Origin of the sequence: Filimonas effusa, assembly GCF_004118675.1 — a bacterium.
Taxonomy (GTDB): Bacteria; Bacteroidota; Bacteroidia; order Chitinophagales; family Chitinophagaceae; genus Filimonas; species Filimonas effusa.
The window spans coordinates 2,939,306-2,965,590 of the sequence record NZ_SDHZ01000001.1 but is presented as its reverse complement, the minus strand read 5'-3'; the positions used below and the strand labels follow the sequence as shown (position 1 = coordinate 2,965,590).

Below are 26,285 nucleotides of genomic sequence, written 5' to 3'. Positions count from 1 at the left end.
ATAGCTGAATGGTTGATTAGTTGAAAGCTTCGTTAGTATTTTTGCCGACTATGGCAGCATTATCGTTCCGGTTAGAAACCACAGATCCCCATTCCGCCGCAAGGGCAGGTACTATTACTACCGACCATGGAGTCATTCAAACGCCCATCTTTATGCCTGTTGGCACCGTTGGCAGCGTTAAAGCTGTGACCCAGCAACAATTAAAGCACGAAGTACAGGCGCAGATCATCCTCGGTAATACTTACCATCTCTACCTGAGACCGGGTACTGAAGTGCTTGAGGCGGCAGGTGGCCTGCACCGTTTCAACGGATGGGACCGGCCTATTCTTACCGACAGCGGCGGCTACCAGGTGTTCTCCCTGGCCGAAAAAAGAAAATTAACAGAAGAAGGCGCACTGTTTCAGTCCCATATCGACGGAAGCAGGCATATGTTCACTCCTGAGAACGTGATGGATATCCAGCGCAGCATTGGCGCCGATATTATTATGGCCTTCGATGAATGCCCGCCTTATCCGAGCGAATATGCTTATGCCCGCAAAAGCATGGAGCTCACCCATCGCTGGCTCGATCGCTGTATAAAGCGTCTTTCCGAAACGCCAGACAAATACGGTTATACCCAAAATCTCTTCCCGATAGTACAGGGTAGCACCTATAAAGACCTTCGCAAAGCCTCCAGCGAATATATTGCCTCCCGGAATGCCGCAGGTAATGCCATTGGAGGACTCTCCGTTGGTGAACCCGAAGAAATGATGTACGAATTCACAGCACTCTGCTGCGAAAACCTGCCTGCCGATAAACCGCGCTACCTCATGGGAGTGGGTACCCCCTGGAATATCCTTGAAGGTATTGCACTTGGCGTTGATATGTTCGACTGTGTTATGCCAACCCGTAACGGCCGCAATGGCATGTTGTTCACGACACAGGGCGTCATCAACATCCGTAATAAAAAATGGGCTTCCGATTTCTCTGCTATCGATGAAGGGCTGTCTAACGAAACAAGCCGCTTTTACACAAAAGCTTACTTGAGACACCTGTTTGTGGCGAACGAGATCCTGGCCCTGCAAATAGCAAGTATGCACAATCTGAATTTCTATCTCTGGCTTGTGACCGAGGCCAGAAAACATATTATGGCAGGTGATTTTAACAGTTGGAAAAACGAGATGGTGCCCCATTTAAAGCAAAGACTGTAAACTATTCCCTACTTTTGGCCAAAACCACCCGGAGCTCCGCATAGGTATATGAAGAAATTAGACTGGTATATCATTAAAAAATTCCTCACTACTTTTTTCTTTTCTATTTTTCTGTTCGCGGTTATCTCTGTGGTGGTAGACGTAGGGGAGAAGACCGACGACTTTGTGAAGAGTGGCTGGAGCTTTGGCCGTATTGTAATGGATTATTACATCGCCTTTATTCCCCATATCATTGCCCTGTTATTTCCGCTTTTCGTTTTTATCGCCGTAATATTTTTTACCTCTAAAATGGCGGGTAAAAGTGAGATCGTAGCCATTCTGGCTGCCGGCGTTAGCTTTAGAAGAGTGCTCAGACCTTATTTCGTTGCAGGTACAATGCTGGCGGCGCTCCTCTGGTATGCAAACAGGCTGGTCATTCCCCGTGCCGAAGTAAAACGTACCTATTTCGAAGATGTTTACGTAAACGGTAACTCCAGCTATAACCCGCTGACGGATAAGAAAAAGGTGCTTTATTTCCGTATCGACTCCTTTACCTATGCCGGCGTACACACCTACGATACCGTCCGCAAATCGGGCGGGCCTTTTTTCATGCACCGCCTGAAGGGTAACCAGGTTGTATACAACCTCAGGGCCGAAACCATCCGTTGGGATACCGCTGTTCGCAAATGGACCCTTGACAATGCAGTAGAAAGAGAGCTCAACGGTTTGAAAGAAAAAGTCTGGATATCGGGCGTCAAAGTCATGAACTTCAACTTTAAACCCGCCGACCTTCGATCCGACGACTTTGCAAAGGATAAAATGACCACTCCTGAACTGAATCATCAGATCCAGCTCGATAAACTGCGTGGCACTGAAGGGCTCAATTCTCTTATCATCGAATCTTACCGCCGTGATGCCACGCCGGTATCTGTGATCATCTTAACACTTATCGGCGCCATTGTAGCTACCCGCAAAGTCCGTGGCGGCAGTGGTATGCACCTGGCCCTCGGTTTCATCCTGGCTGCTGTATTTATCCTGATGGACCGCTTTTCGACCATCTTTTCTACCAAAGGGAACTTTCCGCCATTGATTGCCGCATGGCTTCCTAACGTAGTCTTCTCCTGTGTGGCCTACTATCTGTTCAAAAAAGCACAGAAATAGGCTGTTTCTAAAGCGTATTCCTTTCAAAATAACGACCGGAGCGGCCGGTTTCCTGCCTGTTATCGTAAGTTGCGGTGCCAGAATTTGACGCCATTGTCTATTTTCATTTCTTTCAAAAACTTTTGTCCCATCTCTCAACTTCCTTTATCTTTAATCCATATTTGTAACATATAGGAATGGTTCGATCGAGCTTGCCAGTAATTAAACTTTTGTAGCTATGGAAATTATCAAGGACCGGTTCAGAGCGAAAGCAGCAGCAGCCAGTGCAGAGATCAAGGAAATGTTGAAAGAGCATGGTTCAAAACCAATCGGAGAAGTAACCCTTGCCCAGGTTTATCAGGGTATGAGAGGTATTACAGGTCTGGTTACAGAAACCAGCTTGCTTGATGCACAGGAAGGTATTCGCTTCCGCGGATATTCAATCCCCGAATTACAACAAAAATTGCCCAAAGCGCAGAACGGTGGTAACGAGCCGCTGCCGGAAGGGCTGTTCTACCTTATGCTCATAGGCGAGTTGCCTACCGATGCCGATGTAGATCATCTCACTTCAGTATTAATGCGTAGAAGCCATGTGCCGAAACACGTTTTCGATACCATCAATGCGCTGCCGCTTAATACGCACCCGATGACCATGTTTGTAACAGCAATTATGGCGCTTCAGACCGAAAGCCATTTTGCCCGTGCTTACGCCAAAGGCATCAATAAAAAAGACTATTGGGAACACCTGTTCGAAGACGCTATGGACCTCATAGCACGTCTGCCACGTATCGCAGCTTATGTTTATCGCAGGAAATATAAAAATGCAGAACATATTCAGCCCGATGGTTTGTTAGACTGGGCCGGTAACCTTGCACATATGATGGGTTATGAAGATCCGAGCTTCTATGAGCTCATGCGTCTTTATATGACCATTCATGCCGATCATGAAGGTGGTAACGTTTCTGCACATGCCACTCACCTCGTTGGCTCTGCACTCAGCGATCCTTACCTGGCTTTTGCTGCCGGTATGAATGGCCTTGCAGGTCCGCTTCACGGCCTTGCCAACCAGGAGGTGATCAAATGGATCTTCGAAATGCGCGAAGCGCTGGGTACCGAACTGCCTTCAAAAGAGCAGATCGCTACCTATGTACAGGATACACTGGCTTCCGGCAAAGTAGTTCCGGGTTACGGCCACGCTGTACTTCGTAAAACCGATCCGCGCTTCTCCGCTCAAATGGAATTTGGCAAAAAACATATGCCAGACGATCCTTTGGTGCAAACTGTCTGGAATATCTATGAAACGGTTCCGGGAATCCTGCAGTCGCTCGGCAAGGTTAAAAACCCATGGCCTAATGTGGATGCGCATAGCGGTGCATTGCTCGTTCACTACGGACTTGTAGAATACGAATTTTATACAGTGCTCTTTGGTGTAAGCCGTGCACTTGGCGTACTCGCCAGTCTTTGTTGGGACCGGGCGCTTGGCCTTGCAATAGAACGTCCTAAATCTGTGACCACCGAACTGGTAAAAGACTGGTTAGGCGGTAAAGCAGAGATCTGGGGCGATACCCAATAAACGTACGGGAATACATCCCGTTAATACAGGCTCATATACTTATAGATACGATCCCGGTTGCTTTCTGTAACCGGGATTTTCATTTTTAGCCCAATGACCAAAATCACTATATCCGGACGGGTACATTTATTAATATTGTAATTAAACGAAGACTTTACTGAAATGGAATTATCGCTCACTACCCCGGCCCTGTTATTCCCGGCAATATCCCTGCTGCTGCTGGCTTACACAAACAGGTTCCTGGCGCTCGCCAATCTTATCCGCAGCCTTAAAAGTCAATATGCCCAGAACCGTAATCCCAATCTCCTGGGGCAAATTTCCAACCTGCGTAAACGTATCATACTTGTCAGGAACATGCAGGCCTGTGCTATCATGGGATTCCTGATCTGCGTATTGTCGATGTGGCTGCTGTACAACGAAGAGATGCTTATTGCAAAATATGCATTTGGCGCCAGCCTCCTGTTACTCATGATCTCCCTGGTGTTATCGTTCTGGGAAACACAGATATCCGTACATGCGCTCGAAATAGAACTCAGTGACCTCGAAGAGATCATTCTTGGCGACAAAGCAAAAAAATAAGTTATGGAAATAACCATCACTACTCCCATTTTGCTTTTTCCTGCGTTGTCACTTATCCTGCTGGCATATACCGAAAAGTTCCTTCGGCTGGGACTGCGCTCGCGCGTATTAAAAAAGCAGTATGAAGAAAACAAGTCTGCGCATATCATAGAGCAGATTGAAAACCTCCGTAAAAGGCTACACCTTATCCGTAATATGCAGGCATTTGGTACGGGCAGTTTCTTCCTTTGCATCTGCAGTATCTTTCTCCTGTTTATCGGTGAAAGTTATATTGCCCAATACACATTCTGGTTTGGGATGGTGTTCATGATGATAGCCCTCTTCCTCGGGTTCCGTGAAATAACCCTTTCCGCGGCAGCGCTTAAACTGGCTCTCGACGATGAAGAAGATGCTTTCAAAACATTCTAGGCTTTATTGTAGCTTTGAGCACATTATAGCTTTAGCTGGTGAATGAATTGTTTAAGATATTTAATCTCGATGCGGCGGCAGTAAAAGAAATTGAAACAGCTCCCAATAATCCGCATCGGCACGACTATGAAGAACTGATCATTGGCGTCTCCGGTCAGCTTGAGCACTTTATAGATTTCGGCTCCAAAACAATACCGGCGCCCCTTGTAAGTTTTGTGACACAGGGAAAGGTACACCGCGCCAAACCCCAGACCCGTAACGGAAAGTGTAATATGTGGGTGATTCGTTTTAAGAGCGAATTCATTCCCGAAACCATCTTCCAGCTTTATTCTTTTTATCATGAGAGTGCCAACCTCTCTTTCCGTAACAACAACGGCTTTCGTCGTCTGGTACAGCTTTGCAAAATGATGTTCGGGGAAATGCAGCAGCCAGGTGCTGACCTTGCCGTTGTTCGCCAGTTGCTCAGCACCTTGTTTGTTATGATTGAATCAGAAAGCAAGAAGATGCAGCTGCCTGAAGCCGGTAACCGGAAAACACAAAGCGTTACATTTAAAAACTTCCTACAGATCCTTGAGGAGAATTTCCGCCGTCCGGAAGGGGTGGAGTTCTATGCCGAAAAGCTATTTATGAGCAGCCGCAATCTTAATCTTATTTGCCAGAATATACTCCAGCAAAGTGTTTCGGAAATCATTGAAACGCGAAAGCTCATTGAAGCCAAAAACCTTCTTATAACCACCGATAAAACCATCTCCGAGATAGGTTTTGAATTAGGTTACAACGAAAAGTCTTATTTCACAAATGTGTTTCGCAAAAAAGCAGGTCAAACGCCTTCTGACTTCAGGAATGAGATGCGAAAACTGGTTTCCTGATTTTACAACCCTTCTTCTCAAAACTGTTACGCTTCCAGGTAGTTTGTATCCGACCTTTATATGGTGAAAGAAATGGATGCCATGTTGTTGTTTTAACGCCTTTAAAGTGGCGAGTTCCGGTTTGTAGGTAGCCGGAAGCTGTGCCCCGGTGCTTTATTACTGTAAGAGGCTGCTGAACGTAGACGTTATCATCAAAATAAGAGGGCTATTAAAGCAGGAATATGGATAGAAAGAAGTTTTTACAATCAATGGCTTTATTGCCTTTAACAGGATCTGCTATGAAATTAAAAGAACTGGGCAACATGACGGCCCACCTGTCACATACAGAAAAAATGCCGGTGCTGTTCCTGGGGCATGGCAACCCCATGAACGCAATTGAAGAAAACAGCTTTGTTACAGGCTTTAGAGATATCAGTAAAGAGATACCCAGGCCATCAGCTATCCTGTGTATTTCAGCCCACTGGGAAACAAGGGGCAGCTTTGTAACTGCTATGGAAAAACCAAAGACCATTCATGACTTTGGTGGTTTTCCCAAAGCCTTGTTCGACGTGCAATATCCCGCACCAGGGAGTCCTGAACTGGCACAACAAACCAAAAATATTGTCACTAAAACGGAGATAGGCCTTGATGACAGTCACTGGGGACTTGATCATGGCTGCTGGAGTGTTGTAAAGCACCTCTATCCCAGTGCTGATATTCCCGTTATACAATTGAGCCTCGATTATACACAGCCCGCATTGTACCACTATGAACTGGCGAAACAACTGGCTCCCCTCCGCGAAAAGGGAGTACTTGTGGTTGGCAGCGGTAACATGGTTCATAACCTGCGCATGGCTGCCTGGGATAAAATGGAAACACCGGGCTTTGGATACGATTGGGCGCTTACTGCGCGCGAAAAAATGAAAAAGCTTATTCTTGAAAGCGACCATCAATCACTCATTCAATTCAAGTCGCTGGGCAAAGAATTTGATCTTTCTATTCCTACGCCAGAGCATTTCCTGCCATTGCTATACACCCTGGCGCTCCAGGATAAGAACGAGCAGGCAAGCTTTTTCAACGATGAGGTGATCGCCGGATCTTTGACAATGACATCCGTGAAAATTGCTTAAAACGGTTCTTTTCGTTTTTTCTCACGGTTTCAGTACATTAGTTGTCATGAAACCGAAGTCTGCTTTCCTTTATTTACTGCTTATAGCTATCGTTACATTTGTTACCTATGTCAATCATTTTGACAACAGTTTTCATTTCGATGATAGCCACACCATCGAAAATAACCTGAATATCAGGAGCCTCAAAAACATCCCTGGCTTCTTTTCCGATGGGACTACAATGAGCACTTTGCCTTCCAATCAATCGTACAGGCCGCTGCTCGTTACAACGCTGGCTATTGATTTCTTCCTTGGTGGCAGTGCCACGCCGCAGCCCTTTATGTTTCACGTTACCAGCTTTGTCATCTTTCTTTCGCTGGGTTTTCTGTGTTACATGCTTTTTCTTTATTTCCTGCAACAAAGCCTGCCAGGCAATTGGAGCAGGGGAGTGGCGCTTTTTGTGACAGCGTGGTTTCTTTTACACCCTGCCAATGCCGAAACGGTCAATTATATCATAGCACGTTCTGATCTTCTCTCGGCTTTCTTTATAGTAGCTGCTTTTGTACTTTACATTTATCACCCGGCCTGGCGTAAATCTTACCTGTATGTATTACCTGTGTTGTTGGGGCTGCTGGTAAAAGAACAAACGGTGATGTTCGTGCCATTGTTTTTCCTTTATAAATTTTTCTTTGAAGAAAACCTTTCTCTCACCAACTGTTGGAAGCAATGGAGAAAAGTAACGGAGATCATTAAGTCGATACTTTTCCCTGTTGCCGTTATTACCATCTTTTTCCTCATCATTCTGAAAGTGCTTACACCGCAAACGTGGCGGCCTGGCGGAACCGATCTATGGAAATACATTCTCACACAGCCTTTTGTTATCTTCCATTACTGCTGCAACTTTATCCTGCCTGTTGGACTTGTTGTTGATACCGATTGGAAAGTAGTGGGTTCTTATACTGATTACAGAGTTTTAACGGGATTGCTATTCATAGCCTTGCTGGTTTTCCTGATAGTTATTACTTCCCGCAGACAGTCGACCCGCCCAATTGCGTTCGGTATCGCCTGGTTTCTGCTGGCCCTGGCGCCTACCAGCCTGATGCCGCTGGCAGAGGTCTTAAATGATCACCGCACCTTCTTTCCTTATATTGGTTTGTTTATCGCAATGGCGGTGTTCATCCGTAATATGCTCACTTCTTTCTTTGCAGATGAAAATGCCGGCCGCAGGAAGCTGGTGGTAGTTGTTGCAGTATTTTTCCTGGCAGCAAATGCCTGGGGTACCTGGCAGCGCAACCAGGTATGGGATTCGGATATCTCGCTCTGGAAAGAAGCCACTATAAAAGCAGCGGGAAACGGCAGGGCCTGGATGAACTATGGTGTTGCGCTCATGGCCAAAGCCGATTTCAATGGTGCGGAGTCCTGTTTTATTAAAACAACGCAGTTATGGCCGGCCTATCCACTACCTTATACCAATCTGGGCATTTTAAAGCAATATACAGGCAAACCTGACGAAGCTGAAGCAAACTTCTCCAGGGCGCTTGCTATGGATCCGCATACTCCTGCAAATTATTCCTTCTATGCCAAGTTCCTCACGAGCAGGAACAGGTTTAGTGAAGCTGATGCGCTTATTGCCAAAGGTTTGGCAATAAGTCCTGGCCTGGAAGATCTCCAGCAGCTCCGCATCCAGAATGATGCCGCCCGCAAAGCGCAGGGAGCCAATAGTGATTCGGGCGCCGATACCCCGGAATCGCTGATCAATGCCAGTCTTAATTACTATAATGGGGGAGATTACCTAAAATGCATCGAGGCTGCTCAAAAGGCTCTTGTATTGCGTCCTGGTTATGATCTGGCCTATGTGAACATATGTGCAGCCTATAACAGGTTACAACAATATGATAAGGCTATAGCGGCGGGTGAAAAAGGACTGCAGTTCAATAAAAGTAATCGCCTGTTAAAAGGAAATCTTGCTGAAGCATATGCAGGTAAGGCCAGCATGAAATAAACGGCCTACCTGTCAAGAAGATCCAAGGCTAAAAATACAAAAGCCCCTTGCGGGGCTAAAGCTTGTGGAGAATACCGGAGTCGAACCGGTGACCTCTTGCATGCCATGCAAGCGCTCTAGCCAACTGAGCTAATTCCCCTGAGTGGAGCGCAAAAGTATTGGAATAGACTGATATCCACAAAATTTTGACGGATATTTTTACTGGTATTTTGGCGATAGGCTGAATAATTCTTGTAGGGTGCCACCATTCTGATAAACGCATGTTGATCTGGTGGGCTGGCGGTCCCGCGTTTTTATTCGTGTTGCAGGGAGGCATTACAGTAAAACGGGGCGCTTTTTTGTTGTCCTTATAGTAGTAAGCGGGATGCCTGTTTATGGCCCCGGAAACAGACATTGTCTCCTTCCTGTTTCTGAATAGCTAACCCGGTTGTTATATTGCCATCCTTGTTTGTGAGCAGGTGATAAATTTGTACGGTGTTTTCCTGTAGAGTGGTAGTGTGATGAATACTTTATGCCGGAGTAAAACCGGCAACCGGGAACACAATCCCTTATTCGCGCAGGCGCTTTAATATACAATAAAAAAAATGTTGCGAACCTAGTATTTATCATAAAAAATAAAATATTGCCCGGATACCTTTGCGGCGTCAAATACACACGAATCTGCAGCGACTGTTTTTTGATAGGGCTATTCATTTCATTACCATTAATCTGCATAACGGTGAAGCATCTATCGCCTGGTTTCCTTGCCTGGCTTATAGCGCAATTCCCGCTTTCATTGCCGGGATATTTCCGATCGCGACTGTGTTGAAGTAAACGCTCCGGCCAATGAGCCGGCTCCCTTTGCACTACACGCCCCGTAAGGGCCGCATTTACATTTAACTACCAAATTATGTGTTCGAAAATTTTATTAGTAATAACTGCTATCATCTGTAGCGGTGTAGTATATGCCCAGGAAGGCAGCTCCGCAACTGAAACAGAAGAATCACTGAAAAACTGCCATCGCTTAACCTTGTCTATCAGTCATTCTCATATAAAAGAAGGTCTGAAAAATGAAAGCGGACTCACCGGCATTACCGTTGCTTCATGGGCGCTTGACTACGACTATTGGTTCAGTAATCATTGGGCAATAGGTTTGCATAACGATATGCTGCTTGAAAACTTCAGCGTAGCTACTGAACGAAACGATAAAGAAGAAGAGGTGCTGGAAAGATCTTATCCTGTTGCCTCCGTTCCTGTACTGCTTTATAAGCCCTGGAAACATATATTGTTCCTCGGTGGGGTTGGAGGTGAATTTGCGAAAGGCGAAAACTTTATGGTGTACAGAGTAGGTACTGAACTTTCCTGGCCCATCAATAAATCATGGGAGATAGGCGTATCTGCAACTTATGATATGAAAAAGAGCTACGATACCTGGCTTATTGGCTTCGGTATCAGTAAACTGTTCCATCGCTAACAGCCGGCAACAGTTTAAAGCGCTTCCCGAAAAAAACAGGTAATAGCCCATTACAAAAGGCAGTGCATTTGCATAAAAATAAAAGTCCACTGAAAAGGTGGACTTTTGTCTTTTCTCTCCTATATTTGTATTGTCAAACGAAATGATATGAATAACAGGTACCGGAGGCGTTTGGTTTTAACCATGATATCTTTCATAGCAATAGGCACAATGGTGGCGCTAGCCTCCGTGCATTCACGCCTTAGTTCCTACAAGATAAAAGGCGTGATCACAAAGGATGGCGCTAACACCCCTATAGCCAAAGCTTATATCGTAGCTGTTTCCGGTGAAGAAGAAACCTTGTCGGCTGTTGATGGCAGTTTTAGTCTTACTACCTCACAGGCTTTGCCTGCGGTGATAGTGGTACAGCATCCCGATTTTCAAACAGAGAAAATTGAAGTACGTGATCCATCGGAACCTTTCAAGATCTGTCTGAAGTTGAGGTAGTAGTTATAGCGTTATAAGGTGTTATCATTGATGTTGCACTTACCGCATCATTCTGGCGGTACTATAAATATTCGCAGCTTTTTTACATACGAGTTACGTGGCCGAGAGGCGAGGCTAAGGTTTGCACAACCTTCTACACTGGTTCGAATCCAGTCGTAACTGCTGACATTTTTTGTATGGCAAGCAATCGAAGAGGAACTATGTGTCTACATAGTTCTTTTTTTATGGGCATCATTGAATGTTTGCGTATTTGTTTGGTTTGCCTGCCATTTCTCTGGTGGCCTGCGGGCTGCTGAAAAATGAAACAGTTGTTGTTGCAGGTGGCTGTGCCGGATAAAAAGAAAGACGCCCCGGGGGGACGCCTTTCTTTCTATAAACTCAAATTGAAAACCAAATGTTGTAATTCAGAACATTTTATCAAGCGCTTCCATACATGTTGTCGTTTTCACAAATGTTCCAAGGGCTGCTGTTCTTCAGCTGCTGCTATTTATTTGCCGTCTTTGACTTTGATAACCCAGGCGTCTCCTTCGGCAATCAGCTTGCCGCTGACGCCATCGCTGATCCGTTTCAGGATCTTTTCTATTGGTTCCTGTGCTCTGAATTCGCCATAAAATTTGGCATCGCTGTAGTTGCCTTCCAGTGTTACACTTACGGGGCGCTGCCTTTGAACTTCCTTAATCACTTCTGAAACGGGCATACCCCAGAACTCATAGTGACCATTACGTCTTGCCTGCATATGTGCATCGGCATTGGAGTAGTTGTTGGTAACTATCTTCTGGTAGTCGTTTACATATATTGCGCACTGATTGGGCTTGATGATGGCAGGCTCTGCATCTAGCTGCGTATCTTTTACTGCAACCGTGGCCGATCCGCTGACTGAGGTGACGGCGGTATAAGGTTGATTGCTGTAGGCTTGTATGTTAAAGCTGCTGCCGGGCGCTTTAACGTTCACCTGGCTGCTATGTACAATAAAAGCGTGTTCGGGATTCTCTTTGATGCGGAAGAAAGCTTCGCCCTCAATAGTCACTTCCCTTACCTCGCGGTTAAAGATCTCGGGGTAGTGTAAAGTACTTTGGGGACTTAACCATACCTCGCTGCCATCGGACAGCTGGATGTATTTGCGCTGCCCGGTGTTGGTGCTGGCTTCCTGCATTACAACAGGGTTCATCTTGTTATAGATCTCACCGCGGAAATAATATCCTGCTGATGATACGGAGGCTACAACGCCTACACCTACAAACCATTTCCAATGACGTAACAATTTGCTACCAGGAAATGATTTACTCACATGCCGGTTATTAAATAAACCCGCATTTCTCTCATAAGCCTTCCAGTCGTCAGGATGCGCCAATGACGGCATGGAATAGTAATCCGTGTTTTTAATGCTCATAACAGTTCTTTTAAACCATAATAAAAACCGGTATTTTTCAAACGATGCTGGCTGGTGACTTCCACGAGGAGCAAATTACATTCTAGTAATGGCAGGCAAGTAAGCAGTTAGTATTGGTTACAATATAGCAAATTTATTACAATTTATTAACTCTACAATTTTAGTGGGGTAGAAAGAGTAAAAAAATTTTCAGGCTAAACTGCCTGAAAATGAATGTGCTAATAAGAGGTATAAAGAAAAAAACTATTTGAGTGCTATTTCCCTTTCATATCCTTCGTCGATAAGCAATGGTCCCTTATCTGCTGCCTGGGTAGCCAGGACATCGCAGCGGTTATTGAATGGATTGTCGGCGTGACCTTTTACCCATTTTAGGCGGATGGAAAAGTTTTTTGCCAGTTTGTAATAGCGTATCCAGAGATCCTTATTTTTTTTACCGCCTTTGAAATCGTTTTTGATCCAGCCGTCTACCCATTTCTTTTCGATACTGTTTACTACGTACTGGCTATCGGTGAAGATGGTGAGTGGAATATTCTGCCTGGTTAATGATTCGAGCGCAACGATAACCGCCAGGAGTTCCATACGGTTATTGGTTGTCAGGCGGTAGCCTGCTGACAGTTCCTTTCTTTTTTCGCCCCACATGAGTATGGCACCGTATCCGCCTGGTCCCGGATTGCCCCGGGAAGCCCCATCTGTATAAATAACTAATTGATGCCCTTCTGACATTTACATCCTGGTTTAGCGTGCAAATTAAACGTATTCCGTGTGAATATTGAAGGCTAAACATTTCAGGCAGGCGATTGTGCGATAATGCCGTGCTGTAATTCTGCAAAGATTCCGGGGAATAGTTCAGGTATCCTGGAAGGTTCATTCATGGCCCTTTTTTACCATAGAGCATAGCCAGTTGCTGATAGTAAACTCCCCGGGGCCATTCAGCTGCGGTATGCGGAGTTCACTATCAGTTTTTATCTTGGGAATCGGGCAGAATAACTATACCTGGAAAACGCCTGTTTGTAATGCAGGTATTACGGGGTTGTGATTTGCAGCTTTTATACCCTCGCTGATATATTGCCGGGTGAGCAGGGGATCGATGATGCCATCTACCCATAACCTTGCGGCGGCATAATAAGGCGTTGTTTGTGCCTGATAACTGCCTTTTATTTTATCGAGCAGGGCTTGTTCTTCTTCACTGCTTACGGTTTGGCCCTTGGCTTTCATGCCGGCAACCTGGATCTGCAATAGTGTTTTGGCTGCCTGTTCTCCGCCCATAACAGCTATTTTGGCACTGGGCCATGCATATATAAAGCGTGGGTCATAGGCTTTACCGCACATGGCATAATTGCCGGCGCCAAAACTGTTGCCGACTATAATGGTGATCTTAGGAACGACACTGTTGGCCACTGCGTTAACGAGTTTGGCGCCATCTTTAATAATGCCTTCATGCTCGCTGCGGCTGCCCACCATAAAACCAGTAACATCCTGAAGGAAGATCAAGGGTATTTTTTTCTGGTTGCAGTTGAGGATAAATCGTGCTGCCTTGTCGGCACTATCGTTATAGATAACGCCTCCCATCTGCATTTCGCCTTTCGCGCTTTTGGCAACAAGGCGTTGGTTGGCAACAATGCCTACTGCCCAGCCATCTATGCGTGCGTAGCCGCAGAGGATGGTTTTGCCGTAATCCTTTTTGAACTGGTCGAAGTCGCTTTTGTCTACCAGCCGCTCTATGATCTCCAGCATATCATATGGTTTGCTGTTGCCTTCGGACATAATGCCATATAATGTAGCGGGGTCTTTGGCGGGTGCGGCAGGTGTTACCCTGTCGAATCCTGCTTCAGCTGGTTTGCCGATGCGGCTTACCATTTTTTTGATATAGTCGAGGCAGGCTTGTTCTGTAGGAAAGCGATAATCGGCAATACCGCTTTTTTCGGTATGCGTCACTGCTCCGCCTAATGTTTCTGCATCTATATCTTCGCCAATGGCGGCTTTCACGAGGTAGGGGCCTGCCAGGAATATACTGCCGTTGCCTTCTACCATCAGTGTTTCATCGCTCATGATAGGGAGGTAGGCGCCTCCTGCCACACAGGCTCCCATTACTGCGGCGATCTGGGTGATGCCTGCGGCGCTCATTTGTGCGTTGTTCCGGAACACCCGGCCAAAATGCTCTTTGTCGGGGAAGATCTCGTCCTGCAGGGGGAGGTATACACCTGCGCTGTCTACCAGGTAAATTACGGGCAGGTGATTCTCCATCGCGATTTCCTGGAGGCGAAGGTTTTTCTTACCTGTAATGGGGAACCAGGCGCCGGCCTTCACCGTTTGGTCATTGGCGACAATGACACACTGGCGTCCGCTGATATAACCCAGTCCGGCTACGGTGCCGCCTGCGGGACAGCCGCCGTGTTCAGGGTACATATCCAGTCCGGCATACAAACCTATTTCGGTAAATACTGTGTTGGGATCTGTTAAATATTCAATTCTTTCGCGTGCAGTCAGTTTTTTACGTTCATGCTGCTTTTCAATGGCTTTTTTTCCGCCCCCGAGTTTGATGACTGCTTCCTGTTGTTTGGCTTCACTGATCAGCAGGCGCATCCAGTCTTCATTACGGTTAAATTGTAGACTCATAGAGGTATCGTTAGGACAACAAATATAGGGGTATCCGTCGCTTAACTATACTTTGTTATTGAGCAGGCTGCGGTAGAGAGCAAGACTTAATGCTGTTATTTATTCCAGATGTCCTTTAATGCTTTTTGGGCTGCGTGGTAGCCGCACATGCCGTGTACGCCGCCGCCGGGGGGGGTGGCCGATGAGCAGATATAAATGCCTTTTGCCGATGTGCGGTAGGGGGAGCTTCGGAGTGCCGGTCTTGTGAAGAGTTGTGACAGGTTTATTACGCCGCCGTTGATGTCGCCGCCGATGTAATTGGGGTTATAGTCTTCCATCTGGGCTGTGTTGAAGGTATGGCGGGCTAAGATCCGTTCGCGGAAGCCGGGGGCAAACCGTTCCACCTGTGCTTCTATGGCATTGGTCATATCGCGGGTGGAACCATGTGGCACATGGCAATAGGCCCAGGCGGTGTGTTTCCCTTCCGGGGCGCGGGTGGGATCGAAGACAGTGGGTTGTGATAACAGCACGAATGGTTTTTGTGCATGCCGGCCCTGCCAGATGATCTTTTCGGCATAGGCTATTTCCTCCAGGGTGTTGCCGAGGTGTAAAGTGCCTGCCTGCCGGCATTCGGGTGAAACGAACGGGATAGGGGCGTCGAGCGCCCAATCTATTTTAAACACACCTGCTCCATAACGGTAACGCTTTAGCTGCCATCGATAGAGTGATGAAAAGCGGTGTCCTGCGATAGGCAGGAGTTGTTGTGGCGTGACATCCAGCATTACTGCGTGTGATGAGGGGAGTTGTTTTAATGAAGTGATATAGCGTCCTGTTTCAATATGTCCGCCCATTGCTATAAAATGAGCTGTCAATGCTTCTGCAATTTTTATGGCGCCTCCGCGTGGAAAAGGCCAGCCTCCGGTGTGGGCGGCACCAAGCAGTACCATGGCGATGGCGGATGTAGCAAGGTTAGATAAGGGTTGAATGGAATGTGCAGCCATACCGGCCCATAGTCCTCTTGCTTCTTTGGTCCGGAATTTTCGTGCTAACCAGGAAGCGCTGGTTAGTCCTTTAACGCCGAAGCGGGCAAGCATCATCGGGTGCCGGGGCAGATGTAATGGCGCCAATAGTTCGGGAAGTAGCTGCTGCCAGTTATTCACCAGCGGACAGAGGAGACGCTGGTAAGCGTCGTCGTCGTGGCCCAGCATACCGGCTGTGGCTTGTACAGACGATTGCAGTACTGCTACTTTACCATCATCGAAAGGGTGAGCGGCGGCTATGGCGGGTTGTAGATATTCCAGTCCATATTGCTGCAACGGCAGCTGGCTGAAAAAGGGAGACGCCGGCGCCAGGGGATGAACAGCGGAACAGATGTCGTGCAGAAAACCCGGGAGGGTAAGTTCTGCTGTGCGCAGCCCGCCGCCTGGAGTGTCTTTGCCTTCTATTATCAATACACGAAGTCCCTGCTGCTGAAGTGTGATCGCCGCTGCCAGCCCATTGGGGCCAGCACCTACTACCACTGCATCGTATTCCTTATTTTGCATAACAACTGCTTAGCCGCTTCTAAATATAAAGCTTTCTTTTTTGTTTGTTTTCAGCCAGTCGTGTTATGTTGCGTATTGTGGTTTCCTGCAGCGTATGCTTTTTTAACGGACCTTTTGCCTGTTGGCTTAATAAAGGCTTACGCCAACATGCAGCAGCTATGAGTACCAACAGGAAATATGTACCACCATCATTCCGCTGGTCCAGGAAACTGCCGGCATATTGGCGTAAGCCATCAATAAGTTAAATGAATAGGGGATAATGTCAACAACAGCATGGGCTGCAACAACTATGGCTGCAATAACGAATGCAACGGATCACCAGCTTTTGCTGCCGGTATATAACGGCAGGGCGAATTTGAATTACTGTCATGTATTGGTGTTTGTTTACAGGCCGACCCTTGCTGGTGGTGTACAAGTATCAGATCTTGTAAGTCTACTTGAAAAGTAGGGTAAAGATAAATTCCTTTGCTTAATGCAGCAAAAAAAATACGGAATATGTGTTGTTCCTATATATCGGAGCGGTTACCTGCGGTGGCGGACAGGGAGCTTTAAAGCAGGTTAACTCTTCTGTACCGGAACATTTGTTGCATCGCGATCGTTATATTTGTACGAAGGCACTTTGGAAAACCACAATTCTTCTTACATGGCCCTTATGCTGGAAACCAGTCAACTTCTGATCCGTGAGTTTGCTATAACTGATGCGGCATTTGCTTTCCGGTTGTTAAATACTCCTTCCTGGATCCGGTTTATCGGTGATAAGGGCATCTATTCTATCAGTGAAGCACAGGATTATATTGTACAGCGTTTTCATAAGGGATATGAAGAAACGGGTTATGGCGCCTGGCTTGTTTTGCTTAAGGAGACCAATCAGCCTGTTGGTTTATGCGGTTTGTTCCAGCGTACTTATCTTGAGCATCCCGATATAGGCTTTGCTTTTCTGCCGCAGTTTGAGGGGAAAGGTTATGCCTATGAAGCCACGACGGCTACTATTGCATATGCTGAGGAACAGTTGCGGCTTCCGTGTTTGCTGGCTATTACCCATGATGATAATGACCGTTCTGTGCGGCTGCTGGAAAGAGCTGGTTTCGCTTATAAAGAAACCATGTTGCCTCCCGATGAGAACAAGCCTTTACTGGTATTCAGAAGAGCGCTGCCCGGATATGTTGTTCAATGATCTGCTTGTTATATATCCATAAACTCCCATGCGCTTTGATATGCGTTCCGTTCTTCGGTATAAGTAATAAAGTTTGAATAGAATGGCAGTTGCGATAAGGTGGCGCTATCGCCTATTACCACCAGTTTTTTTCTTGCGCGGGTCATTGCCACGTTCATGCGCCTGGTATCGGAAAGGAAGCCAATTACATTTTCGGTATTGCTACGTGTCATGCTGATATAAACAATATCTCTTTCCTGTCCCTGGAAGCTATCGATGGTATTTACTGAAACAGAAGAAGTATAGGGTAAGAGGGCAGGCGTGTGCAGCAGCTGTTCTTTTAATAGTTCTACCTGTTGTTTGTAGGGTGATATAATGGCGATGGTTGGGAAGGTGGCTGCTGTGTAGCTGCTTTCGAGACGTGCTGCCAGTTGTGTAAGGTGTTTGATGAGGAAGGCTGCTTCTTCGGGATTGGTAACGCTGGTACCTTCGAGGCGTTCTTCGAAACCGCAGCCTGCTGTGTCGACAAAGGATACGGGCAGTTCTTCGGGCAGCAGTTGTTGTTGTGCTACCGATGCATGTGCCTGCAGCCTGTTCTGGTAAAATACATTTGAAGCGTAGCCCATGATCATTTCATGCATCCGGTATTGCTCATCGAGCAGCACAACTGCTTCGGGATGTAAGGCCACTGTTTTTTCGAGCAGGGTGGTGTTTAGTCCGTTGCGGCCTGCTTCCTGTGATTTTACGGTGGGGGGCAGCTGGCAGTGATCGCCTGCCAGTACCAGTTTTTTCCCTTTCAGGATGGGGATCCAGCAGGCGGGTTCCAATGCCTGGCCGGCCTCATCTATCACTACTGTGCGGTATTTGAGATGTGCTACCGTATAATGATTGGCACCTACCAGCGTAGCGGTTATCACCTGCGCCCTGGCCAAGAGGTCGTTTACGATATAGGACTCTGTTTGCTCAACCGTTTTCATGATATTACGGGCTTCTGTGAACAATGCTTTTCGTTGTTCTCTTTCCGCCGGTCCGAAGTTGCGCTTGTATTTATGCGCCATATTACGGAACTCACTGGCCTGTTTCTTCAGCTTTTTGATTTCCTTTATAGAAGGATGAGCGGCCATCTTACTGTCGAGTGTCAATGCCTGGAGTTTTTCCGATACCCTTGCAGGGTTGCCTACGCGTAACACTTCCAATCCTTCATCGGAGAGCTTATCGGCCAGGAGGTCGACAGCGGTATTACTTGGCGCTACCACCAGTACCTGCTGGTGATCTTGTTTGATGAGTGCTTTTATGGCCTGTACCAATGTGGTTGTTTTGCCGGTGCCGGGAGGGCCATGTACGATGGCCAGGTCTTCGGCGGCGAGGATATTGTTTACTGCATTTTGTTGTGAGCTGTTGAGTCCGGGAATTGTAAAAGGGTGGATGCTGTTGTTAAAGCCGGGTTTCGCCTGGCCGGTGAGCACTTTTATGAGCCTGTTCTCTGAAGCCTGTTCGCTGCGGGCGGTGGCAAGCGCCATGGCATTCTGCATTTCATCGTAGCTGTTGTCATCGAACATAAGATCTATGCCCAGCTTGCCGTCGCGGCTCCATTCGGGCAGTTCGTCGGTGCGTAGGGTGAGCCTTAGTTTGTTAGCACTTTGATGGGAGATGGTGCCTTCTACCCGGCTGTTTGCAGGATCATGATTTGAGAATAAAGCTGCTGAAGCGCCAAATCTTAGCTGGTGGATGACATCCTGGTGTGTAGTGCGTTCTACTTCAACGGTGAGGTAGTCGCCCCGGCCTATTTCGGTATCGCGTATGGCAACGGGGTACCAGGTTAAACCATTGGCGCGGCGTTCTGCTACAGATGCCGATGCTATTTGTTGTTGGTAATTGCGCTGGTCTTCTTCTCTTTCTGTTCTCAGCAATGCCAGCAGCTTCTTGAAATAATCCATCCGGCAAAAATAAAGGGTTCTTCTTCCTATCTTGCCAATTAATTCAACTACATGCAAACTTTGGAGCAGCTTCTTTCGGGGCAACTGAAGGGAATAAAACGACTGAAACTATCTTGTGATCTGACTGAATTTCCGGAAGCTATTTTTGACCTGGCCGAATCGCTGGAAATCCTTGATCTCAGCGGCAACCGGTTATCTGCGCTGCCTTCTCATTTCGGGTTGCTGAAAAATCTGAAGATCGCTTTCTTTTCCAATAACCTGTTCACTGAATTGCCGGCGGTATTGGCTGCATGTCCGCGCCTGGAGATGATTGGTTTCAAAGCGAATAAAATAGCGGTGGTGCCATCTGAGGCTTTATCGCCGCAGCTGCGCTGGCTTATTTTAACGGACAACTGTATTGAAACATTACCTGCTTCGATTGGCAGCTGCCGTCGTTTACAGAAGTGTATGCTTGCCGGAAACAGGCTACAGCAGCTTCCGCCGGAAATGGCGAACTGTAGTGGTCTTGAGTTATTGCGCATATCGGCCAACAATATAGAAGTGTTGCCGGAATGGTTGTTCCAGCTTCCGCGCCTGTCGTGGCTGGCTATCGCCGGAAATCCCTGTTGTACAGCGGAAAGGGCTTTGGCAGATTTGCCGGGTATTAGCTGGGATGATCTTGCTGTTACTGTTCAGCTTGGGGAAGGTGCTTCGGGGTGGGTATCGCATGCCATATGGCGCAACGGGGCAATGGAGACAGCGGTTGCTGTGAAGTTGTTTAAGGGGCAGGTTACCAGCGACGGATCACCTGATGAAGAAATGAAAATAGCTGCAACTGCCGGCCGCCATCCGCACCTGGTGCAGGTGTTAGGTAATATCACAGGCCATCCTGAAGCGAAACAGGGGCTTGTGTTTGAGCTGATACCGGATTCGTGCAAGCTGTTGGGTAATCCGCCCAGTTTTGATTCCTGTACCAGGGATACGTTTCCCGAAGATGCCGTTTTTTCACTTCGCCAGCTACTTACGATTGCGCAGGCCATTACATCGGCTGCAGCGCATTTGCATGCGGCTGGTATCATGCATGGCGATCTTTATTGTCATAATACGCTGGTTAATGAGGAGGGGCTGGTGCTGTTAACAGATTATGGTGCTGCCTGTTTGTACCAGGGCGCCCATCCGGGTGTTGCTGCTGCTTTACAACGGATAGAAGTGCGTGCCTTTGGTTGTTTTGTTGATGACCTGCTGCAGCGGCTGGCGCCCGGTGAAGCTGACAAGCTTTTAGCGACGGCGCTGCGGAACATTGTATCGGAGTGTATGGTGGAAACAGTGTTGCTGCGGCCTGATTTCAACGGTCTTACGGAAAAGCTTCGACTGATTGCGGGCAGGACTGACGAGTGAGGGCGGGGCTGATGAGCACAGGCCGGACTGATAGTTTTGCGGAAGCCCGAGTCCGGCGCTTTTTGAGAGATTACAGGTCTGTTGCCGGGGAATTTTATAATGGGCGGCTTTGCTGGTGTTTGAGCATATTTAGAGGCAGGCAGCCGGGAAAGGCTGCCTGGCGTTCTATTTTTTCTTTTTCCTGCGTTTAGCCTGCTCTTTGGTTTTATTATCTTCTTCCAACAATAGTTTCCAGTTGTCGTTGGGGGCTTCTTCAGAGAAGGCGATGGTTTCGCGGTATTCTGATTTATCTATTTTGATCTCATCAACCGTTTTGCCCAGGTATTGCTGGATGGCTTCCAGAACGGGTTTTTCTTCGGTACTGCAGAATGAGATAGCCTTGCCTTTCTGTACGCCACGGCCGGTGCGGCCTACGCGGTGTACGTAGTTCTCGGCTTCTTCGGGGAGGTCGTAGTTGATCACGTAATCTACGTTTGGGATATCGATGCCACGGGCATTTACGTCGGTGGTGATGAGGATCCTGATGTTACCGTTCTTGAAATTTTCCATGACCTGCAGCCTGTCGCTTTGTTCTTTACCGCCGTGCATGGTGAGCGTTTCGATGCCTACACGTGCCATGGCGGAAGCTACGCGCTCTGCGCGTACTTTGGTGCGGACGAAGACCAGCATTTTTGCTTCGCTGTATTCTTTAACCAGTCGCTCGAGGAAGAACCTTTTATCATCCATTTCTATATAAGCAACGGCGTGTGTTACATTCCTGGAAACGGGGTTCTGGGGAGAGATCTGGATGCGGATAGGGTTGCGTACCAGTGAGTAGGCCAGTTCCTTTATTTCCGTGTTAATGGTAGCGGAGAAAAACAGAGTTTGATGGCGGTGGCGTATATGCCGCAGTACATCGCGGATATCCTTGATAAAGCCGAGGTCGAGCATGTGATCGGCTTCGTCGAGGATCAGCGTTCTCAACTGGCTTAGGTCGATCTTTTCCTGGTGGAGGAGGTCGAACATGCGGCCTGGGGTGGCTATGAGTACGTCTACCCCTTTTTCCAGTTGTTTAACCTGGCTTTCCTGTTCTACGCCGCCAAATAACCCGAGGATATTGAGGCGAAGGTGTTTGCCGATTTCCCTGAATACGCCGGCAATTTGTACTGCCAGTTCCCTGGTAGGCACCATTACAAGGCATTTTACCTGGTAATTACGCAGGCGATTCAGGCGGTCTTCGGATAGTAAATGCAATAAGGGGATTGCAAAAGCGGCTGTTTTGCCGGTACCCGTTTGAGCGATGGCCAATACATCATCGCCCTTCAGGATTGGCGGAATGGCTTTGAACTGTATATCGGTAGGACGCCTGAAGCCCAGGTCGGCCAGGCGGTCTTTTATCGCATCAGAAATAGGGTATTGCTCAAACTTCATACGCAAAGGTAATGCTATTGCAATATCTCTCTTCATTGGCGTCTTTGTTGCCTTATAAACGGGCGGCATGTGGGGAGGCATTCCCGGGTGCAGATAGTAATTAGGGCGACTGGAGTGCCTTTAACAGGCGGGCATGAGGGGAGGTTTTACAGTATTGACTGTTTGCAGGTGCGGTGTATAGTTGGTGTTCATTTTACTCTGGTGCCTGTTGTCTCAACGTTTTTTTTATGTCGTTCAGAAAATCAAATACAGGAAAGGCATCCCCCTGATTGGTAAGTGCAATTATGGTGTTGCCGTTTTTTAGATCTCTCCAGAACAGGCTTCTGAAACCTGCCAATCCACCCGTATGTTTGGCAATCATCATCCCGTCAGATTTTTCAATGAACCAGCCTGATCCATATTCAGAATGGGTATTGTTTTCCAAAATTGGTGTCTGATACAGTAATTTGGTGCTTTCTTCTGATAATAATTGATTTGTTCTTAACGCCTTGTCCAGTTTGTAAAGGTCTTCCGCCGTAGCATAAATGCCCCCATCTCCTGTGGTCAGAATGGAATAGTCTTCCACTTCTTTATTCCTGTTATATCCTACAGCCTTATCGGGAATAACTGTATTTGGCTCATAAACTGTGGTGTGGTGCATTTGCAGGGGATCGAAAATATTTTCTTTCAAAAATCGGGCATAGGACATTCCGGAAACATTTTCGATAATTAAGGACAGGATAATGTAGCCGGAATTGCTGTATTGAAATTTTGTTCCGGGTTTAAAGGCTAATCCAGACTGACTTTGAAGCCAATGAATTACATCATTATTGGTCAAACCTTTTTTGGTGAGTATATTTTCATAATCTCTTATTCCCGAGGTGTGGTTCAGCAATTGCTTTATGGTCATATGATGGGCGTAGGCAGGAAGATTGCCAACAAACTTTACGGCATGATCATCTAATGAAAGAAGCCCTTTTTCCACCAGTCGGAACATTGCAATAGCAGTGAAGGATTTACTTAACGAAGCAATATAAAATGGGGTCTCTTTTTTCAGTACCGCTTTTTGATGTAAATCCCGGTAGCCGAAAACGGTATCCATAATGACCTGGTTATTTTGAGCGATTAATATGCTTCCGTTGAATTTTCCATTCCGGTAATAGTGTTTCATCACTTCATTTGGGGTTTGATTCGTAGTTTGACACCCCATTAATATTAAATAGAAGATGAGATAAAAGTGTTTCATATTGTATGAAGGTACGAACCCATCCCCTTACCGTAGCTTTGTCTTTTATATTACACTGCTTTGAGCCCCGCTAATTGTTATAGGCCCTTTGTTTTTGTATATCATTTTTTAGGAAGGGGCATGTTGGTATGGGGAATGAAGGGTGATGTATTCTGTGGATTTTGTTGTACAGGTGCAGGGATATCTGTAGTAAGCGCATTGCTATGTCATTGGTTTCGGATACGGGAGACCTGGCTTACGGTATTTTATAACGGGCGGTTTATTCTTTATGATTATCGCTATGTTTCTGGCATATTTTATGAATTTCTTTCTATAAAGTTGATTTATGATAAGCGCTACCAAGAAAGCCGCAACGCGGGAGCAGTCTGCGGTGAGTGAACACGAAAACTTCGAGATAACCTACCTGGCAGAAAAACACCTGGTATCCAAAAAAACAGTGCAAAAAGCTTTCAAGGCTGTTGGCAACAACCGTCAGAAGGTGGAGAAATACCTTTCCACGCACCGTAATGGATAAGATTGCCTGTTATTACAACATTTAGACTGCTGCGTAAAGGATCAAAAAAGGGCTGGCGTTGTGCATTGATCCCAAAATGTGTATAGCATTCCGGGGCCACTTCATCGACGGGCCTTTTTTATTGCAGCAGGGAGTTTATATTCAGGTGGTTATAATGCTAATGGGTATATTTAAGTGGTTATAATACTAATGGAGCCGGTTCGTTCAATGTACATTTCCTTTACTCCTTCAAAGTTATCCTGATGCAGCTGGGTTCTTACGGCTTCTTCCATGTCGTGTAAGCTGATGGCGGTTTGTTTCATATTATCGTGGAGGGGAGCTCCATCCCTGAACAGGCATACTGCTTCGCTTTTCAGCAGTTTGCTGAATGCCGAGTGCTGGTAGGCAATCCTGCCAAGGAGCCTATGGATGAGTACAAGTACTGCAGAGGCTGCTATTGTAGGTAAAACGGGAGAGGCACCTACTACTATACGGCTAAGAATGGCACCGAGCATAATGGTGACCACATTGTCGAAAGCCGATCGTTTTCCAAAAGTGCGTATTCCTGCTACCCTGATCAACACAAGCGTTACCAGGAATGCCATCAATGAGCGCATACTCATTTGCAAGACGTTTAGATCGCGGCCTTCGCCGAACAGGTAATAAAGCAGATCCATATTATGGCAGGTACAAAACAAAAGCCAGATTTATGCGGTTGTTCAGCGGGATGGCCCGGAATTCGCATAATAGGATAGGCGGTTTAAATGAGCTTGTTATGAAAAACGAATATGATCTGGCATCGATAGAACGTATCAAGACGGTTTTGATAAAGAACAGGATGTCGCTTTCCGTTGCTGAAAGTGTTACATCGGGACATCTCCAGGCTGCGTTGTCGCTGGCGCAGGAGGCTTCGCGTTTTTTCCAGGGTGGGATCACTGTTTATAACAGCGGCCAGAAAACGCGTCATCTGAAAGTAGAGCCCATTAGCGCGCTTGAATGTAATTGTGTTGGGCAGCTTGTCTCGAACCAGATGGCTGTTGAATGTAACGCGCATTTCCTGAGTGAATATGCCATTGGTATCACCGGGTATGCGACCCCTGTGCCTGAGATGGGTATTACTGCATTGTTTGCCTATCTTTCCGTTGCACAAGGCGATACCGTTGTGCTGGAGGAAAAAATACCTGTCGATAGATCTCAGCCCGGCAGCCCGCCGGAAAATGACAGTTATGCCATCCAGGTTTATTATGCCAACCGGGCTCTTCGTCACCTGGCATCGTTGCTTTAGTTGCTTTCCGCTGGTTTTCTTCGTGCGGGAGCCGGACGATGTTTACCGGTAACGGGCCATATCTTCATCAGTAATGAATTTGAGGGATCGTTTTTATGTAGTAAGCGGCGGCTTGGGCGCTGGTAAAACCACGTTGCTGGAGGCGCTGGCAAAACGAGGTTACCGGGTTATACCGGAGTGTGCGCGGCGGATCATCAGCGAACAGATGCAGGCAGATGACGACGCCCTGAATACTGCTCCGGTTTTTATTAGAATATATTTATATATTTGATCGTTGCCTTTCATTCAGTGGGCAACGCATTTCCATATGAAGCAAATTTTCGCCCTTTCCGGAATTGTATTGTCTGTGCTTTGCATAGGCGCCTGCAGTAAGAATGAAACAACAGCAGCTCCCAAGCCATTTGAACGCGACCATGTGGGTGTTTTTATGGAGAAGACAGATACCCTTCTTTTTATCGTGAATCATGAGGGATATTCTGTGCAGTCGTTGAATGAGGCTGTCGCTACCGCTAAAATAGAAGACAATAAACTGATCATATACGGGCATAAACCGGGAACTGTTGTTATACGGTTAAAGAACAGGAGTGGTGCGGCCAGTGACGTTACTACATCTGTAAGAGGTTTTGCGGATAACTGGAAAATATACCCGGTTGCTTATGCTGCTCCAAGTTTTGAGGAAGCGATAGCGAAGATGCTGGTGGTAGAGGCCCCGGACGCGGAAACAAAGAAGGCGATCCTGAAAGATTTCAGGGAAACGCATGGAATGTATATGTATGTTACTTTCCAGGTGGATAGTATCATATATGGGCAAACCAGAAAGACGGAGAAAGATGTCGTGAATGTTCAGGGGAAATTCAAGCTAGATAAAGCGAAGAAGAAGGTTTTCATCACCCTGGAGAATAATGTGTCGCTGGACCTGGATTATGATGCGCTCCGGTCGAACGAGATGATACTCAGCCAGGATATGACCGACTACTACCGGAAAAAATATCCTTCTCTTACGATTCAAAGTGTAAAGTTTGTACTACATCTGATGTACCAGCCTTTGTATGGGTAATGCGAGATGATATTCTTCCGGCTGTGGCCGGAATAAAGAGAGGCCGTATCTG

The 26,285-nt window shown here is 46.9% G+C and carries 24 protein-coding genes and 1 tRNA gene; 16 read left to right on the top strand and 9 right to left on the bottom strand.

What is annotated here, in order from left to right:
- Window positions 1-50: 50 nt before the first annotated feature.
- The 8 genes from tgt to ESB13_RS11220 all read left to right on the top strand — a co-directional run bounded on the left by tgt (window position 51) and on the right by ESB13_RS11220 (window position 8,828).
- Window positions 51-1,190 (top strand): tRNA guanosine(34) transglycosylase Tgt, encoded by a 1,140-nt coding sequence (gene tgt, locus ESB13_RS11255; RefSeq protein WP_129003071.1) that lies wholly within the window; start codon window positions 51-53, stop codon window positions 1,188-1,190.
- 48 nt (window positions 1,191-1,238) lie between these two features.
- Complete coding sequence (locus ESB13_RS11250; protein WP_129003070.1) at window positions 1,239-2,330, top strand: LptF/LptG family permease; 1,092 nt, start codon at window positions 1,239-1,241, stop codon at window positions 2,328-2,330.
- 217 nt (window positions 2,331-2,547) lie between these two features.
- The gene (locus tag ESB13_RS11245; protein ID WP_129003069.1) at window positions 2,548-3,882 is read left to right on the top strand and encodes a citrate (Si)-synthase, eukaryotic; all 1,335 of its coding nucleotides are present in this window, start codon (window positions 2,548-2,550) and stop codon (window positions 3,880-3,882) included.
- A 162-nt stretch (window positions 3,883-4,044) separates the two neighbouring features.
- Window positions 4,045-4,461 carry a DUF2721 domain-containing protein gene (locus tag ESB13_RS11240; RefSeq protein ID WP_129003068.1) on the top strand — a complete coding sequence of 139 codons (417 nt, stop codon included), beginning with the start codon at window positions 4,045-4,047 and terminating at the stop codon, window positions 4,459-4,461.
- A 3-nt stretch (window positions 4,462-4,464) separates the two neighbouring features.
- Window positions 4,465-4,869, top strand: coding sequence for a DUF2721 domain-containing protein (locus tag ESB13_RS11235; RefSeq protein WP_129003067.1), 405 nt, complete (start codon window positions 4,465-4,467; stop codon window positions 4,867-4,869).
- Between the two features lie 38 nt (window positions 4,870-4,907).
- The gene (locus tag ESB13_RS11230) at window positions 4,908-5,738 is read left to right on the top strand and encodes a helix-turn-helix domain-containing protein (RefSeq protein WP_129003066.1); all 831 of its coding nucleotides are present in this window, start codon (window positions 4,908-4,910) and stop codon (window positions 5,736-5,738) included.
- A gap of 278 nt (window positions 5,739-6,016) precedes the next feature.
- Window positions 6,017-6,847: a 4,5-DOPA-extradiol-dioxygenase gene (ygiD, locus tag ESB13_RS11225; RefSeq protein ID WP_129003065.1), complete on the top strand. Its 831-nt coding sequence runs from the start codon at window positions 6,017-6,019 to the stop codon at window positions 6,845-6,847.
- Window positions 6,848-6,893: 46 nt separating this feature from the next.
- Complete coding sequence (locus ESB13_RS11220) at window positions 6,894-8,828, top strand: tetratricopeptide repeat protein (RefSeq protein ID WP_129003064.1); 1,935 nt, start codon at window positions 6,894-6,896, stop codon at window positions 8,826-8,828.
- A 65-nt stretch (window positions 8,829-8,893) separates the two neighbouring features.
- Here the strand turns inward: ESB13_RS11220 and ESB13_RS11215 are convergent.
- Window positions 8,894-8,967, bottom strand: a tRNA-Ala gene (locus ESB13_RS11215).
- Window positions 8,968-9,717: 750 nt separating this feature from the next.
- Here ESB13_RS11215 and ESB13_RS11210 point away from each other — a divergent pair.
- Window positions 9,718-10,281 (top strand): hypothetical protein, encoded by a 564-nt coding sequence (locus ESB13_RS11210; RefSeq protein ID WP_129003063.1) that lies wholly within the window; start codon window positions 9,718-9,720, stop codon window positions 10,279-10,281.
- A gap of 147 nt (window positions 10,282-10,428) precedes the next feature.
- Entirely contained in the window at window positions 10,429-10,767 is a 339-nt protein-coding gene (locus ESB13_RS11205) for a carboxypeptidase regulatory-like domain-containing protein (protein WP_129003062.1), read from the top strand.
- Between the two features lie 487 nt (window positions 10,768-11,254).
- Here ESB13_RS11205 and ESB13_RS11200 read toward each other — a convergent pair whose 3' ends face one another.
- From ESB13_RS11200 to ESB13_RS11185, 4 genes are all read right to left on the bottom strand, one after another.
- Window positions 11,255-12,157, bottom strand: a complete 903-nt coding sequence (locus tag ESB13_RS11200) for a FecR family protein (protein ID WP_129003061.1) — start codon at window positions 12,155-12,157, stop codon at window positions 11,255-11,257.
- A 243-nt stretch (window positions 12,158-12,400) separates the two neighbouring features.
- Window positions 12,401-12,880 (bottom strand): ribonuclease HI, encoded by a 480-nt coding sequence (gene rnhA, locus ESB13_RS11195; protein ID WP_129003060.1) that lies wholly within the window; start codon window positions 12,878-12,880, stop codon window positions 12,401-12,403.
- A gap of 264 nt (window positions 12,881-13,144) precedes the next feature.
- Window positions 13,145-14,773 carry an acyl-CoA carboxylase subunit beta gene (locus tag ESB13_RS11190; RefSeq protein ID WP_129003059.1) on the bottom strand — a complete coding sequence of 543 codons (1,629 nt, stop codon included), beginning with the start codon at window positions 14,771-14,773 and terminating at the stop codon, window positions 13,145-13,147.
- A gap of 95 nt (window positions 14,774-14,868) precedes the next feature.
- Window positions 14,869-16,296, bottom strand: coding sequence for a phytoene desaturase family protein (locus ESB13_RS11185; protein ID WP_129003058.1), 1,428 nt, complete (start codon window positions 16,294-16,296; stop codon window positions 14,869-14,871).
- Between the two features lie 643 nt (window positions 16,297-16,939).
- Between ESB13_RS11185 and ESB13_RS11180 the strand changes: the two genes are divergently transcribed.
- A complete protein-coding gene (locus ESB13_RS11180; RefSeq protein ID WP_129003057.1) occupies window positions 16,940-17,470 on the top strand; it encodes a GNAT family N-acetyltransferase in 531 nt (176 codons plus the stop codon).
- Window positions 17,471-17,478: 8 nt separating this feature from the next.
- On the opposite strand, the gene ESB13_RS11175 is transcribed toward ESB13_RS11180, so the two are convergent.
- Complete coding sequence (locus tag ESB13_RS11175) at window positions 17,479-19,386, bottom strand: AAA domain-containing protein (protein WP_129003056.1); 1,908 nt, start codon at window positions 19,384-19,386, stop codon at window positions 17,479-17,481.
- Window positions 19,387-19,437: 51 nt separating this feature from the next.
- Between ESB13_RS11175 and ESB13_RS11170 the strand changes: the two genes are divergently transcribed.
- Window positions 19,438-20,763, top strand: a complete 1,326-nt coding sequence (locus ESB13_RS11170) for a leucine-rich repeat-containing protein kinase family protein (protein WP_129003055.1) — start codon at window positions 19,438-19,440, stop codon at window positions 20,761-20,763.
- Window positions 20,764-20,928: 165 nt separating this feature from the next.
- On the opposite strand, the gene ESB13_RS11165 is transcribed toward ESB13_RS11170, so the two are convergent.
- Window positions 20,929-22,209: a DEAD/DEAH box helicase gene (locus ESB13_RS11165; protein WP_246022494.1), complete on the bottom strand. Its 1,281-nt coding sequence runs from the start codon at window positions 22,207-22,209 to the stop codon at window positions 20,929-20,931.
- Between the two features lie 157 nt (window positions 22,210-22,366).
- The gene (locus ESB13_RS11160; protein ID WP_164974173.1) at window positions 22,367-23,323 is read right to left on the bottom strand and encodes a serine hydrolase domain-containing protein; all 957 of its coding nucleotides are present in this window, start codon (window positions 23,321-23,323) and stop codon (window positions 22,367-22,369) included.
- A 400-nt stretch (window positions 23,324-23,723) separates the two neighbouring features.
- Here ESB13_RS11160 and ESB13_RS11155 point away from each other — a divergent pair, with 400 nt between their 5' ends.
- The gene (locus ESB13_RS11155; protein ID WP_129003053.1) at window positions 23,724-23,912 is read left to right on the top strand and encodes a DUF3606 domain-containing protein; all 189 of its coding nucleotides are present in this window, start codon (window positions 23,724-23,726) and stop codon (window positions 23,910-23,912) included.
- Window positions 23,913-24,082: 170 nt separating this feature from the next.
- Here the strand turns inward: ESB13_RS11155 and ESB13_RS11150 are convergent, their stop codons facing one another.
- Window positions 24,083-24,568 carry a DUF421 domain-containing protein gene (locus tag ESB13_RS11150; RefSeq protein WP_164974172.1) on the bottom strand — a complete coding sequence of 162 codons (486 nt, stop codon included), beginning with the start codon at window positions 24,566-24,568 and terminating at the stop codon, window positions 24,083-24,085.
- A gap of 98 nt (window positions 24,569-24,666) precedes the next feature.
- Here ESB13_RS11150 and ESB13_RS11145 point away from each other — a divergent pair, with 98 nt between their 5' ends.
- From ESB13_RS11145 to ESB13_RS11135, 3 genes are all read left to right on the top strand, one after another.
- On the top strand, window positions 24,667-25,176 hold the full coding sequence (locus ESB13_RS11145) for a CinA family protein (protein WP_164974171.1): 510 nt from the start codon (window positions 24,667-24,669) through the stop codon (window positions 25,174-25,176).
- Window positions 25,177-25,249: 73 nt separating this feature from the next.
- Window positions 25,250-25,447, top strand: coding sequence for an AAA family ATPase (locus ESB13_RS11140; RefSeq protein ID WP_129003050.1), 198 nt, complete (start codon window positions 25,250-25,252; stop codon window positions 25,445-25,447).
- Between the two features lie 36 nt (window positions 25,448-25,483).
- The gene (locus ESB13_RS11135) at window positions 25,484-26,233 is read left to right on the top strand and encodes a hypothetical protein (RefSeq protein ID WP_129003049.1); all 750 of its coding nucleotides are present in this window, start codon (window positions 25,484-25,486) and stop codon (window positions 26,231-26,233) included.
- The last annotated feature ends 52 nt before the right edge of the window (window positions 26,234-26,285 follow it).

Excerpts from the sequence above, each read along its gene's own strand:
- ESB13_RS11155 (WP_129003053.1), top strand. The coding sequence starts at position 23,724 with ATGATAAGCGCTACCAAGAAAGCCGCAACGCGGGAGCAGTCTGCGGTG.
- ESB13_RS11235 (WP_129003067.1), top strand. The coding sequence starts at position 4,465 with ATGGAAATAACCATCACTACTCCCATTTTGCTTTTTCCTGCGTTGTCA.
- ESB13_RS11220 (WP_129003064.1), top strand. The coding sequence starts at position 6,894 with ATGAAACCGAAGTCTGCTTTCCTTTATTTACTGCTTATAGCTATCGTT.
- ESB13_RS11240 (WP_129003068.1), top strand. The coding sequence starts at position 4,045 with ATGGAATTATCGCTCACTACCCCGGCCCTGTTATTCCCGGCAATATCC.
- tgt (WP_129003071.1), top strand. The coding sequence starts at position 51 with ATGGCAGCATTATCGTTCCGGTTAGAAACCACAGATCCCCATTCCGCC.
- ESB13_RS11175 (WP_129003056.1), bottom strand. The coding sequence starts at position 19,386 with ATGGATTATTTCAAGAAGCTGCTGGCATTGCTGAGAACAGAAAGAGAA.
- ESB13_RS11190 (WP_129003059.1), bottom strand. The coding sequence starts at position 14,773 with ATGAGTCTACAATTTAACCGTAATGAAGACTGGATGCGCCTGCTGATC.
- ESB13_RS11205 (WP_129003062.1), top strand. The coding sequence starts at position 10,429 with ATGAATAACAGGTACCGGAGGCGTTTGGTTTTAACCATGATATCTTTC.
- ESB13_RS11135 (WP_129003049.1), top strand. The coding sequence starts at position 25,484 with ATGAAGCAAATTTTCGCCCTTTCCGGAATTGTATTGTCTGTGCTTTGC.
- ESB13_RS11180 (WP_129003057.1), top strand. The coding sequence starts at position 16,940 with ATGGCCCTTATGCTGGAAACCAGTCAACTTCTGATCCGTGAGTTTGCT.
- ESB13_RS11140 (WP_129003050.1), top strand. The coding sequence starts at position 25,250 with ATGAATTTGAGGGATCGTTTTTATGTAGTAAGCGGCGGCTTGGGCGCT.
- ygiD (WP_129003065.1), top strand. The coding sequence starts at position 6,017 with ATGAAATTAAAAGAACTGGGCAACATGACGGCCCACCTGTCACATACA.
- ESB13_RS11170 (WP_129003055.1), top strand. The coding sequence starts at position 19,438 with ATGCAAACTTTGGAGCAGCTTCTTTCGGGGCAACTGAAGGGAATAAAA.
- ESB13_RS11145 (WP_164974171.1), top strand. The coding sequence starts at position 24,667 with ATGAAAAACGAATATGATCTGGCATCGATAGAACGTATCAAGACGGTT.
- ESB13_RS11150 (WP_164974172.1), bottom strand. The coding sequence starts at position 24,568 with ATGGATCTGCTTTATTACCTGTTCGGCGAAGGCCGCGATCTAAACGTC.
- ESB13_RS11165 (WP_246022494.1), bottom strand. The coding sequence starts at position 22,209 with ATGAAGAGAGATATTGCAATAGCATTACCTTTGCGTATGAAGTTTGAG.
- ESB13_RS11210 (WP_129003063.1), top strand. The coding sequence starts at position 9,718 with ATGTGTTCGAAAATTTTATTAGTAATAACTGCTATCATCTGTAGCGGT.
- ESB13_RS11250 (WP_129003070.1), top strand. The coding sequence starts at position 1,239 with ATGAAGAAATTAGACTGGTATATCATTAAAAAATTCCTCACTACTTTT.
- ESB13_RS11185 (WP_129003058.1), bottom strand. The coding sequence starts at position 16,296 with ATGCAAAATAAGGAATACGATGCAGTGGTAGTAGGTGCTGGCCCCAAT.
- rnhA (WP_129003060.1), bottom strand. The coding sequence starts at position 12,880 with ATGTCAGAAGGGCATCAATTAGTTATTTATACAGATGGGGCTTCCCGG.
- ESB13_RS11200 (WP_129003061.1), bottom strand. The coding sequence starts at position 12,157 with ATGAGCATTAAAAACACGGATTACTATTCCATGCCGTCATTGGCGCAT.
- ESB13_RS11245 (WP_129003069.1), top strand. The coding sequence starts at position 2,548 with ATGGAAATTATCAAGGACCGGTTCAGAGCGAAAGCAGCAGCAGCCAGT.
- ESB13_RS11160 (WP_164974173.1), bottom strand. The coding sequence starts at position 23,323 with ATGAAACACTATTACCGGAATGGAAAATTCAACGGAAGCATATTAATC.